This window comes from Streptomyces sp. NPDC048483 (genome assembly GCF_040651455.1).
GTDB lineage: Bacteria > Actinomycetota > Actinomycetes > Streptomycetales > Streptomycetaceae > Streptomyces.
Genome location: NZ_JBEZJZ010000016.1, coordinates 75,631 through 88,193, shown reverse-complemented (window position 1 = coordinate 88,193; position 12,563 = coordinate 75,631). Strand labels below are relative to the sequence as shown.

9 protein-coding genes and 1 pseudogene are annotated in these 12,563 nt (G+C 68.8%); 9 read left to right on the top strand and 1 reads right to left on the bottom strand.

What is annotated here, in order from left to right:
* Positions 1-103: 103 nt before the first annotated feature.
* Positions 104-559: a MarR family transcriptional regulator gene (locus AB0D04_RS11685; RefSeq protein WP_362702012.1), complete on the bottom strand. Its 456-nt coding sequence runs from the start codon at positions 557-559 to the stop codon at positions 104-106.
* Positions 560-827: 268 nt separating this feature from the next.
* Between AB0D04_RS11685 and AB0D04_RS11680 the strand changes: the two genes are divergently transcribed.
* From AB0D04_RS11680 to AB0D04_RS11640, 9 genes and pseudogenes are all read left to right on the top strand, one after another.
* Complete coding sequence (locus tag AB0D04_RS11680; RefSeq protein WP_362701970.1) at positions 828-2,912, top strand: MFS transporter; 2,085 nt, start codon at positions 828-830, stop codon at positions 2,910-2,912.
* A 126-nt stretch (positions 2,913-3,038) separates the two neighbouring features.
* Positions 3,039-4,166: an NADH:flavin oxidoreductase gene (locus tag AB0D04_RS11675; protein WP_362701968.1), complete on the top strand. Its 1,128-nt coding sequence runs from the start codon at positions 3,039-3,041 to the stop codon at positions 4,164-4,166.
* Positions 4,167-4,499: 333 nt separating this feature from the next.
* The gene (locus tag AB0D04_RS11670; RefSeq protein ID WP_362701967.1) at positions 4,500-5,042 is read left to right on the top strand and encodes a DUF6368 family protein; all 543 of its coding nucleotides are present in this window, start codon (positions 4,500-4,502) and stop codon (positions 5,040-5,042) included.
* 396 nt (positions 5,043-5,438) lie between these two features.
* The gene (locus tag AB0D04_RS11665; protein ID WP_362701966.1) at positions 5,439-7,079 is read left to right on the top strand and encodes an alpha/beta hydrolase; all 1,641 of its coding nucleotides are present in this window, start codon (positions 5,439-5,441) and stop codon (positions 7,077-7,079) included.
* A gap of 361 nt (positions 7,080-7,440) precedes the next feature.
* On the top strand, positions 7,441-8,937 hold the full coding sequence (locus AB0D04_RS11660) for a hypothetical protein (protein WP_362701965.1): 1,497 nt from the start codon (positions 7,441-7,443) through the stop codon (positions 8,935-8,937).
* Positions 8,938-8,965: 28 nt separating this feature from the next.
* Positions 8,966-9,199: pseudogene (locus AB0D04_RS11655) on the top strand (hypothetical protein); the annotation flags it as partial.
* 143 nt (positions 9,200-9,342) lie between these two features.
* Positions 9,343-10,755, top strand: a complete 1,413-nt coding sequence (locus tag AB0D04_RS11650) for an alpha/beta hydrolase (protein ID WP_362701963.1) — start codon at positions 9,343-9,345, stop codon at positions 10,753-10,755.
* An 80-nt stretch (positions 10,756-10,835) separates the two neighbouring features.
* Positions 10,836-11,432 carry a TetR/AcrR family transcriptional regulator gene (locus AB0D04_RS11645; protein WP_362701962.1) on the top strand — a complete coding sequence of 199 codons (597 nt, stop codon included), beginning with the start codon at positions 10,836-10,838 and terminating at the stop codon, positions 11,430-11,432.
* 75 nt (positions 11,433-11,507) lie between these two features.
* Positions 11,508-12,056, top strand: a complete 549-nt coding sequence (locus AB0D04_RS11640; protein WP_362701960.1) for an SRPBCC family protein — start codon at positions 11,508-11,510, stop codon at positions 12,054-12,056.
* Positions 12,057-12,563 lie beyond the last annotated feature (507 nt).

The window sequence follows — 12,563 nt, the reverse complement described above, 5'->3', positions numbered from 1 at the left end:
GATGCGCGAGGCCGCGGGCCCCGCTCCGTACCCGATTGCGCCTCCGTACGGCTCCACCGCCCGGACGATCGGCTTCCGCCCCTGTTCGTTTGCGCGCGGGGCGCTACCGCCCCTCCTGGGCCGGCGCGTTCGCCGACGGGTGGTCCTCCGCGCGCGGCCAGCACCGTCCCTCCAGCGCCTCGGCGCTGTGGTTGAGCCGGACCAGTGCGTCCTCCAGCTCCCGCACCTCGTCCGCCGACCAGTCCGCGACCACCCTGGCCAGGCACGAGCGGTTGACATCGCGGTCGGCGGCGAGCCTGCGCCCGCCCTCGTCGGTGATCCGCAGCTTGCGGGCCATGCCGCCGTCCGGGTCCGCGACGCGTTCGGCCAGACCGCAGCGCAGCAGTGCCGCCGTCTGCCGGTTGACGGTCGAGGTGTCGAGCCCGAATGCCTCCGTCAACTGCCCGATGGACATGGGGCCTTGGGTGTCGATCCGGCTGAGCAGCAGATAGGCCGAACGTTCCAGTCGCTCGGGGTCCCGCTCGCGGCGGGCCATCACCTGGTGCCGCGAGAGCAGCATCAGCTCCCGCTCCAGTCTCTCCAGCACCGCGCCTCCCAATCCTTCCCGGCACTCCACTCTCCCGGAGTTCCGGGCCCCCGGCCCCCGGCCCCCCGGGATGGTGCAGGGTTCTCGCTCCCGGCCGCAATGTGCATGATACACATCATGGTGTACGGTGTGCATCCTGCACATCCTGTGCATCGTGCACACCCTTCTGTCGGCCCCAGGCCGTATCCCCCTCGGCCCCGGGTCTGAAGCGAGCCCGAGCCTGAACCTCTAGGCGGTAAGCGTGTCATCACCCCATAGCCGGGCCACTCACGCGCGGTCGCGCACCGGAGGCCCGATCGTCGCGGTGCTCGCGTTCGCGGGCATCGTCGTCGCCGTGATGCAGACCCTGGTGGTGCCGCTCATCGCCGAGCTGCCACGGCTGCTGCACACCACGACCTCCAACGCCTCCTGGGTGATCACCGCCACCCTGCTCGCCGGAGCGGTCGCCACCCCCGTCATGGGGCGGCTCGGCGACATGTTCGGCAAGCGGCGGATCCTGTTCTGCAGCCTTGGGCTGCTCATCATCGGCTCGCTGATCTGCGCGTTCACCTCGGATCTGGTGCCGATGGTGGTCGGCCGCACCCTGCAGGGCGGGGCGATGGGGGTGATCCCGCTCGGCATCAGCATCATGCGGGACGAGGTGCCTGCCGAGCGGATGGGCTCGGCCATGGCGCTGATGAGCTCCTCACTGGGCGTCGGCAGCGCGCTCGGTATGCCGGCCGCCGCCTACGTGGCCGAGCACGCCGACTGGCACGTGCTGTTCATGGGATCGGCCGGGCTGGCCGCGGTCGCGCTGCTGCTCGTCGCGCTGTTCGTACCGGAGTCGCCGGTCCGCACCCCCGGGCGCTTCGACGTCATCGGGGCGGTCGGGCTCTCCGCGGGTCTGGTCTGTCTGCTGCTCGGGATATCCAAGGGCAGTGACTGGGGCTGGGGGAGCGGCACCACACTCGGGATGTTCGCCGCCTCGGTGGTGATCCTTCTCGCCTGGGGCGCCGTCGAACTGCGCGTGGAACAGCCGCTGGTCGACCTGCGGACCACCGCGCGCCGCCAGGTGCTGCTGACCAACCTGGCCGCGATCGCCGTCGGTTTCGCGATGTACGCGATGTCGCTGGTGCTCCCGCAGCTGCTGCAGCTGCCGAAGGCCACCGGGTACGGGCTGGGGCAGTCCATGGTGGTCGCGGGGCTGTGCGTGGTGCCCGGCGGAGTGGTGATGATCCTCCTCAGCCCGGTCTCCGCCAAGCTCTCGGCGGCTCGCGGACCCAAGGTCTCCCTGATGCTGGGCAGCGTCGTCATCGCCATCGGCTATGCGTCGGCGCTCGGCCTGGTGCACGCGGTCTGGCAGACGCTGATCGTCTCGGCCATCATCGGCGGCGGCATTGCACTGGCCTACGCGGCCATGCCCGCCCTGATCATGGGCGCGGTGCCGTCCTCGGAGACGGCCGCCGCCAATGGCCTCAACACCCTGATGCGGTCCATCGGCACCTCAACCGCGAGCGCGGTCCTCGGAGTTGTGCTCTCCCATATGACCCAGCCGCTGGGCGGTGTGCCGCTGCCGTCCATGGACGGATTCCGCACCTCGTTCATCATCGCGTGCGCGGCATGTGTGGTGGCGCTGCTGATCGCCGCGTTCCTGCCGGGACGGGGCAGGCGTGCACCCGCCCCGGAAACTCCAGCCGCGGAGAGGCACGTGGGCGATCCGGTGACGGAGCCCACGGCCCCGGCCGAGGCCGTCGCGGCCGACGTCGTCCCCGTTGACGTCGTCCCGGCTGACGCAGTCCCGGTTGACGCCGTCCCTGCCGGGTCCGGGTTTCACGGCCTGGTGCGGGACGCCGACGGTGAGGCGCTGGGCGGTGCCGCCCTCACGCTCATCTCGCCGGACGGACGGCAGGTGGGCCGCGCGGTCTCCCACCCCGACGGCCGCTATGCGCTTGACGCCCCGACCCCTGGCCCGTACGTCCTGATCGCGGCCGCCGACGGCCATCAGCCGCAGGCCGCCACGGTCATGGCGGCAGCCACCCCGGTCCCGTACGGCGTCAGGCTCCCCCGCGCCACAGGATCGGCCGGTCTGCAGGTGCGGGGCACCGTACATGCCGGGGAAGGCGGCCGTCCGCTGCCCGATGCCCGGCTGACGCTGGTGGATGCCGCCGGGAACGTGGTGCGCACCGCCATCACGGACGCCGACGGCGCGTACACCTTCACCGACCTGGCCGCGGGAGAGTACTCGCTCGTCGCCACCGGCTACCCACCCGTGGCGTCGGCGCTGGCCGTCGCGGGCCACGGCACGGACGGCTTCGACATGGAGCTGGCGCACCCCGCAGCGCAGTAAGCGGTGGTGTCCGGGACCACAGGCAGCTCGCCGGACAGGCGGAATGCCGTGATCGCCCGGGCGATTTGACCCCACACACATCCATACGCATGACACATACCGACTGATATCTACAAGGAGCACCCCGTGACCGTCTCTGCGTCCTCTACCTCCCGCGCGGCCGAGATTTTGTCCCGGCCCATCGCACTGAACGGCCTGACCGTCCCGAACCGCATCGTGATGGCGCCGATGACGCGCATGTTCTCGCCGAGCGGTGTCCCGGGTGAGGATGTGCGGTCGTACTACGCCCGTCGGGCCGCCGCGGGTGTGGGTCTGATCGTCACCGAGGGGACCTACGTCGGCCACGAGTCGGCCGGGCAGAGTGACCGTGTGCCGCGGTTCCACGGTGCGGAGCAGCTGGCGGGGTGGGCGAAGGTCGTCGAGGACGTGCATGCGGCGGGTGGCACGATCGTGCCGCAGCTGTGGCACATAGGCATGGTGCGCAAGCAGGGCGATGCGCCCTACGCCGACGCCCCCGCCGTCGGGCCCTCCGGCATCCGCGTCGACGGCACCGAGAACGCCGGCAAGGCGATGGACCGGGGCGACCTGGACGAGGTCATCGGTGCCTTCGCCGAGGCCGCCGCGGCCGCCGAGCGCATCGGCTTCGACGGTGTCGAACTGCACGGCGCCCACGGCTACCTCCTCGACCAGTTCCTGTGGGCGAGGACCAACCGCCGCACCGACGCCTACGGCGGCGATGCAGTGGCCCGTACGACGTTCGCGGCCGAGATCGTGGCCGCGGTCCGTGAGAGGGTCTCGCCCGGCTTCCCGGTGATCTTCCGCTACTCGCAGTGGAAGCAGGAGGCCTACGACGCCAGGCTCGCCCAGACCCCGCAGGAGCTGGAGGCGATCCTGGCCCCGCTCGCCGCGGCCGGCGTCGATGCCTTCCACGCCTCCACCCGCCGCTACTGGCTCCCGGAGTTCGAGGGCTCGGACCTGAACCTGGCGGGCTGGACCAAGAAGCTCACCGGCCGTCCCACCATCACCGTCGGCTCGGTCGGCCTCGACGGCGACTTCATCCGCGCCTTCGCCGGCGAAGGCGCCGCGGTCGGCAGCATCGACAACCTCCTCGACCGCCTGGAACGCGACGAGTTCGACCTCGTCGCCGTCGGCCGCGCCCTGCTCCAGGACCCACAGTGGGCGGCAAAGGTCCTGGGGGACCGGTTCGAGGAGCTGAAGCCGTACGACGCGGCGGCCCTGAAGACGCTGAGCTAGGCCTACCCGTTGGCTGCGGCGATGGGACCGCATCCGAGTGACGTGCCTGCCTCGACTACTCCTCGGCGGCAGACGTAGCAGCCCGTATGGACGGAGGGCACCGGTTCTCACCGGTGCCCTCCTGTCGTTCCAGGTCAGGCCGTCCCCCCCCCGTATCTGGGTCGAGGGCGGCGGCCGCTCGGTGGTCTCGCAGGCCGTGGCGGTTCTGCTGGTGGAATGGTCCTCAAGTCCGGCCCGGGGGCACTGGGCGGCGACTGCCTGGCCGATGGCCTCCTGCTGTCACGCTGAGTCATCGGTTCGGGATGATCGTCCTGGCTGCCTAGGATCTGAGCCATGAGTGGGCCTGTGTTGGCGATCGAGTTGGCGGAGGCGGTCCCGTCTGCGTCGATCGAGCGGCTTCGCGAATTCCTGGTTCGCTCATCGGCACGTTTTCAGGAGAACCGGGTCGGCGAGTACGAGCTGAACATTCGCGCGGAGAGTCTCGGCATCACAGACACCGGGAGCGTCGACGGGTGTCGGCCCGTACTGGTCTCTCTCATGGGACCCGACGTCGGCGACGAGGCCATCTTCCAAGCGGAGCACGCCGACGAAGACGACCAGAAACTTTTCCTTGGCTTCACCTCGACCCACGCCGTCGACGTCATCACGTTCTGCAACACGCCAGTTGACCACGTCGTCACAGCCCTGCTGACAGCCGCCGTCATGGACGTCATCGGCGGCGTCGCCAACGCCGAACTGCGCAAGGACCAGGTGCCGATCGTGGCCGGCCTTCCCGGAATCGTCGCGACGATGACCGAGCCGCGGCCCGCCGCATACGGCTCGGCGGAGTTCCTCAGAGTGTGGGCTGCGCAACCCGGCTTCCGGCTTTTGACGTAGCGGGATCTCATCCAGCCGACTCGGGCGAGGGCCCCGGGACCTGCTCGGCGAAGGTCCGCCGTTCGCACGAGGCGTCCGCGCAGGTGAACCGCCGGATCCCAGGGCACAGCATGACGCGCCGCCCCGCGTCGGGAAGGTCAGCGGGAAACCGCAGGCAGAAGCCGTGCGCGCGGCCCGGCCAGACTCCACAGCCCGGACACACGGCTACGGCCTTCGTGCATCTGACACCCATGCGGATCGGTAGCCGGCGGCCACGGCCTTGGTGGCCCGCCTCATTCGGCCGCGGTCGGCTCGCGCGCATCGCCGGACCGCAGTGTCGTTGTGCACACGGATGCATACCGATCGGCACGGCATTGGCCGCACCGGACCCGTAACGGCGAAGGAGGAAGACGGGGCATGTCCATACGCGGATCCATAGCGGGCAGCCGCCATTGTGCGGCGGCCCTCGCCGCGACGGTGATCTGCTCAACGATATTCACCGGCCCGGAACGTCCTCAGGCCGATGGCATGCCGTCACCGTCGGTGACCGTCCCGCGGCCGGACTGGATCTGGATCCCCTGCATACCCGGCAGTCGGTTCGATTGCGCCACTGCCAAGGTCCCGCTGGACTACAGCGACACCGGTGGCCGCACCATCGACCTGGCAGTCATCCGACGGAAGGCAACCGACCCCGGGCGGCGCCTCGGCACCCTCTTCTTCAACCCCGGCGGCCCCGGCGGGCCCGGCACGGTGCAGATGCCACGGAACTACGAGGCCTTCCCGCAGGAGGTGCGGGAGCGGTTCGACATCGTCAGCTGGGACCCCCGCGGCGTCGGCCACAGCACCGCGGTGAACTGCTTCGACAGCCCCAAGGAAGCCGCCGCCTGGCGCTCGAGCAAACCGGCCGGCTTCCCCGTGGGCGAACAGCAGCGGGCGGCCTGGATCGCCGCGTACAAAGATCTGGGCCAGCGTTGCCGACGGCGCGACCCCGAGCTCCTGCGCCATGTGTCGACCGCCGACACCGCTCACGACCTCGACCTGCTCCGCCAGGCGGTAGGCGACCCACAACTCAGCTACCTCGGGATCTCCTACGGCACGATCCTGGGCGCCACCTACGCCGGCCTCTTCCCCGGCAAGGTCCGCGCCATGGTCCTCGACAGCAATATCGACCCGCAGGCCTGGACGCACCACGCCTCGCAGAGCGAACCGAGGCTCACGACATTCCTGCGCATGGGCGCGGACCGCGGCGCAGCAGCAACCCTGGACCAGTTCGTCACCCTGTGCGGATCCACCACCGCCGCCCGCTGCGCCTTCTCCGCCGGCAGCCCGAAAGCGACCCGCGACAAGTTCGATCAGCTGATGCGGCGCCTCCGGGAGCATCCGGTGGGCACGTGGACCTACGCCAGGACGGTTGGTGACGTAGTGAGCGGCCTGTACGTCGCTCACCCGGGATGGACGGATCTCGCCGGCCGGCTTCAGGATCTGTGGCAGGGCCACGCCCCGAAGCCGTCCGCACCTCCGCCCCTGCCCCTGCCTCCGCCCCCGGTTCCGAATCCGTACACGGGCGAAGAACAGGGGGCTGCCGTGCTCTGCGGTGACAGCCCCAATCCACGTGACCCCGCTGTCTATCAGGCACTGGAGGAGGCCGGTGCCACCCGTGCGGGCGATGCCGGACGCTTCTGGGCCTGGGCCGCGGAGCCGTGTGCCACCTGGCCCGCCCAAGCCGCCAACCGGTACAACGGCCCGTGGAACAACCCCACGGCGCACACCGTCCTGGTGGTCGGCACCCTCTACGACCCCGCCACCCCTTATGCGGGCACGCAGGCCATGGCCAAAGAACTGGCCACAGCCCGCCTGCTCACCAACAACGGGTACGGGCACACCGCACTGATCAACTCCAGCAGCTGCATCAACGCCTACGAGAGCCGGTACTTCATCGACGGCAGCCTCCCGCCGCCCGGAACGACGTGCCAACCGGACACGCAGCCCTTCTCCTCACCCATGCCACGCGGCGGCGTCGCCACCGGCGGGGGCGCGATGGCAGGAGACGTCTCCTGAGCCGGCGCCGAAGTCTCTCGCGTCACTCGTGGCCGGGTGCCGTGTGAGCCGGCCGTGCGGTCGTCACCGCTCAACGTCGTGAGCTCATACGGGTGTTCACCGTGCCTCCTCAGCGCAAGTTCCCGCGTCCGGTGCGGGCTGTGCACCGTGCGAAGACCCGCCTGGGGCCGGCCGTCGGTCGGCCGTGCTTCGCCCGGAGCTGAACGAGGGGCATGGGCCGCGTTGTCCCGAGCAGCGCTCGCGGCACGCCTTACGCCGTGAGACGATCGGAATTGTCTGCAGCAGGCATACCGCGATCATTCTCAAACGGGCTCGTCACCGGCCACGCGTCGGAACAACCCGGACGCAAAGGGCGATCGTCATGCCGAACGATACCGATCCTGAAGCCGTGATTCGTGCCCTCGACAACGTGGGCGTCGATTTCAGCATTCCGAAATCCGCTCTCGCCGATTTTCTGGGCAACGCCGAGTTCACGCCGTATCCGGCGATCGCTGCGGCACTGCTCAAAGTACTCAACGGCCGCATGCTGCAACGCCCGGTCTTCCTCGACGTCATCGTGTTCAACTACGAGCACTCGCCCGGCAATCCGTCGCCCCGTCAGCTCGAAGACGTTGATATTGCAGTCCTGGAGGCCGCGGTCCTCGAAGGCTTCAACAACCGTTATGCGAGGGAGGAAACCAATTTTTCCTCCTTGTTGAAGCCGCAGAACCAACCGCAACCGCCACTTCAGACGCTCTCCTTGGTCGTCGAAGGATTCTTGAACACCCAAGACGGGGTCACCTTCGTCGACACGGACAACCCGCAGGTCGAGGTCGCGACCAAGTTGATCAAAGTGAACGCGGAGTGGGCGCAGGGCATGGTGCCGCAGGAACTCATCCGGCAGGACAACGGCTGGCGATTCACCAACGGAGATGCCCGGCTCTCCGTCAGTAACGGCGAAGCGGAAGCCGGGCTGCGCCCCGTCCGGGCCGGATCCTTGAGCGACAGTGCCTACGCCTGGCCCGCCGCGGGCGGAACGTTCAGCGGCGAGGCCGGAGCCGAAGTCAGAATGCTGTCCCGTATCCGCGTCGGTTATCGCCCGGTCGACGTCAAACTGCTCGTCGAGGCGCCCAAGAACGGCTTCGCCGCCAACTCGGCCGAGAAGGCACGCATTGCGCTCGACCCGCAGGTGCTCCTCGTCCCCGTCGAAGTCGCGCGCTTCTTCTCCGACCAGATTCCCGTGTCGAACATCTCGATGCCCGGCCAGATGGCGCTGTGGGACCAGGTCCCCATCGTGAGTGGGACCACCAACTTCCGGAGCATAGACGGCAGCACCGCCGAACTGAGGCTCGCCGAGCGCGCATGGGACTACTGGCCCACTCTTGATGCCGAGGGTCTCTACACCCACCTCGGCTGGGTGTCGCCCGACAGCATTTGGGGCAGAGCGAAAATCAGATTCCGGCTGGTCAACTACATCGACATCAAGACCGACAACGAGCACGCCGCCCCGGTGGCCGGACAGGGCGCGGACGACAGACGCCTCCGGGAAAACAACGACGCCCTTTCCAATCACCCGCAGCACATCTCGGACAAGCGAGTGCTCAAAGTGATCTTCATGCATCGGATAGAGCCACCGGACTCACCGCACCCCGGCCGGGCCCTCGTCGGCGATAATTGCGTTGGCATTTCTTCCGGCGCATCGGACAAGTTTGCAATAATCGCCCACGAGATCGGTCATTTGATCATTAACTCGCAGGTGCACAGCACGCAGCCGAACAATGTCCTGAATGATCCGGGGCCGGGAACCCAAGTCACTGACGAACAGATCGGGAAAGCACGGACGTGGGCGCAGGGTTTCGCCGACTTCTGGCCGCGATAAATCGGCACCGCCGCCGCCCTTCAGTCGGCAGATCCGCACATCCCGCGCTTGGCCGCGGCTGCGGCCCGATCTCGTCGAGGTCATCCACCGGTTGCGCCAGGAGTACCTCGGGGCCATCGATGATGACGACTTTCCCCATGTCCTGGCGGAGGTAAGCGCCGCCGCCCCAGAGGCCGACCTCTCCGCCGTCCTTGTGGCCGCGTTCGGACGGAAGCCCGACGGCGCCACGGTGGACGACGCGCAACCACACCAGCAGCCTTAACGGTTGGTGGCTCTTTCGAAGTCCAGCGGAAGCATCACCGCCGCGCCCGGTGAGTCAGGTCCGACTTCATGCGATGCGCCGCTCGGGGGAACGGTGAGTGTCGCGGGGCCGCCCCGGAGGCGGGGCTCGTACGTTCGGCTGTCATGACGTACGTTTCGAGTGATCGCGCATCAGGCCCCACCCGCCGCACCGCGCTTGCCGGGCTCGCCGGTGGGGCCGGGGCCGTCCTGGCCGCGGGGTGTACGACCTCGGGTGCGGAGTCCGCGCATGCGCCCACTTCCCGTCGCACGGAAGCGGCACAAGCCGCGGCGGGCGGTCCCACGCCCGGGGTGATGACCCTCTTCAAGGACCCGTTGTTCAACTTCAGCGGGCTCCTCGCGCTCGGCGCGTCCGGCAACCGTGCCGGTGAGGTGGGCGGGGTACTCACCGCCGTGAACGCGATCAACAAGGCCGGCCTCTCCGCGCAGACGTATACCGAGACCTTCAAGACACTCGGCGACCAGCTGATGGCGGCGCCCCAGGGAAGCGAACCCGGGACGGAGACCACGCGCTTCCGTGCCCTGCGGGCCGCCCAGTACTACGGCCAGGCCCTGTTCTTCGTCCTGGGCTCCGACGACCCCGGCAGCGAGGAACGGCTGTACAAGGCCGGGCGCGCCGCCTGGGACACGTTCTGCGCGCTGTGCGACCCGGCGCCGGTGACGGCGAACATCCCGTACGGCAGGACCCCGCTGCCGGTGTGGTTCTTCCGGCCGGACGAATCCGACGAGCGGCGGCCCACCGTGATCCTCACGAACGGCAGCGACGGACAGAACGTCGATATGTGGACCTACGGCGTTTCCGCCGCTCTGGAGCGGGGCTGGAACGCCCTCGTGTACGACGGGCCCGGCCAGGGACAGCTGCTCTTCGTGGACCGGGTGGTCTTCGCCCCACGCTGGGAGACCGTGGTCACCCCGCTCGTCGACTGGTTGGTCGCCCGGTCCGATGTGGACGCCGGCAAGATCGCCCTGACAGGGCTGAGCATGGCGGGCGACCTGGCCCCTCGGGCCGCGGCGTACGAGCGGAGAATCGCCGCTCTGGTGGCGATGCCCGGCGTGCTGGAGCCCTGGCTGGGCTTCCCTCCGGAGGTCCGGAAGATCCTCACCCCGGACAAGGAGGAGACCAACCGCATCTGGAACAAGGAGGTCGCCCCCGAACTGTCTGCGACCGCGGCCATGACGATGAAGAAGCGCATGGAGCCGTTCTCCGTGCCGGCGATGCTCGCCGCCCGCGAGGGCAAGCTCTTCACCGACTTCTCCACCCCCGCCAAGCGCATCGAGTCCCTGGACATCACGAACGTCGTGGGTCGCATCACGATGCCCACGCTGGTCCTGGACTACGACTACGAGCAGTTCTATCCCGGCCAGCCGCGCCAGATGTTCGACAAGCTGACGGCTCCCAAGGACTACGTGAAGCTCACCACGGCCACCGGCGCACAGTTGCACTGCTCGCCGATGGCTCCGCAACAGCACTGCGAGGTCGTCTTCGACTGGCTTCAGGAAAAGCTGTCTGCGCGCTGACGTGGGCGCAGACCTGTACTGCCGAGGGCGGCAGTATCGATGCTGCCGTTGCGGCGCCCGCGTGTGGTAGCACTGCGTGCATGAAGGGCAAGTCCACTGAACGCGCTGGTTATCACCATGGCGATCTGCCCGCCGCGCTGACCGCGGCGGCGATCGAGCTCCTGGACGAGCGTGGGACGGAGCATGTGACCGTACGCGAAGTCGCGCGCCGGGCGGGGGTGTCGCCGGGAGCGCCGTTTCGGCATTTCGCCGACCGCCAGGCGCTGTTGACGGCGGTCGCCGACCGTATCCTGGCCGACTTCGGGCAGTGGCAGCTCGGTATGGTCGCAGATGTCGAGGGTTCGGTGATGCGAGCCTTCGGCCTCGGCTTCGTCCGCTTCGCGATCCGCCATCCGCGCCGCTTCGAGCTGATCAGGACCAGGGTGTTCGGTGACAGTCGGCCCGCCGAACTGCATCGGCGTCTCTCTGACATCGAGCGGGTCTTCACGGACATCATCGTCGCCGACCAGAAGGCCGGTGTGCTGCGCCCCGGCGACCCCGCGATCGTGGGGCTCGCGGGCCAGGCGTTGGTCTACGGCCTGTCACAGATGATCGTCGACGGGTATCTGCCGCCGGACCGGGCGGAGCAGCTGGCCGAGCAGGTCCTGGACACCTTCGGCCCATGGATCGCCAACTGACCAGGCCCCACAGGGCCTTGACCCTCACTCCGTGCGCTGATGCAATCGATGATTACATCAGTCGAGGAGGCTCCCATGCCCCTACCGCGCCTGTCGCGCATACCGCGGTTCCCGGACCCCGCGGCCACCGGAACGGTGACGATCAGGACGACCCCGGCCGATGCGTACCGCGTCGTCGGTGATCCGCCCGCCGTGATCCGTCTCGCCGAAGAGGCCCACCGTGCCCGCTGGCTGGGCGGCGCCACGGCCGCGGCGGTGGGCGCCCGCTTCCGCGGCCACAACCGCAACGGCATCCGCCGATGGGTCACCAACTGCCGTATCACGGATGCCGATCCGGGCCGGTGCTTCGCCTACGAGGTGACGGCGCCGCTCGGAATCCCCATCTCCCGCTGGCAGTACGACATCGCACCCACCGCCGAGGGCTGCACCGTCACCGAGACCAACTGGCTGCGGGTGCCGCTGTGGTTCATTCCCTTCGCCATCATGATCACCGGTGTCTTCGACCGCCCCGGGGCAAACAACACCAACATCGACACCACACTGCAGCGCCTCAAGCGCCATCTGGAGTCACCTCCGCCCAGCGCGGCGGACAGTTCGCAGCGCAGTGATCGAAGCGTGGGGTGACCCAGCGAAGCGCGCCCGCCCCGGCCGGATCAACCCTGGTGGGCTGAATGGCCGAGGCAGGCGCCGCGTGCCTGCTTTTCCGGCCCAGGAAGCGGAATTGGGCTGAAGCTGCACCAGTACGAGACCGGGGCCGTCACGGTGCCTGGCCGTAGACCTTTCGCGGGCGAAGATCGCGAAAGCGTTCGCGGCCACCGACCCCGAACGGGCCGAGCACATCGCGAAATCCATCGACGACGAAGCGCCCAGAGCACAGGCGATGGAGGGCATTGCGTAGGAGCGGTGGCGTCGCTGGGCGGAGGGCAAGTACCCGCTCTCAAGGCCCGGTTCGCGGGGCCGGCGGCGAATAGTCCTGGGCGGGGACGTCGTCAATGGCCGAGGACGGCACGGAAGGCCTTGTCCCGTACTTCGAGGACCAGTTCAGCCGTCGGCCGCCCGGAGGCTCCCCATTACCTTCTTGGTGGCCCCGCAATGGGGCGCCCGGCCTCCGGAGTTGGCATGACTTTCTCC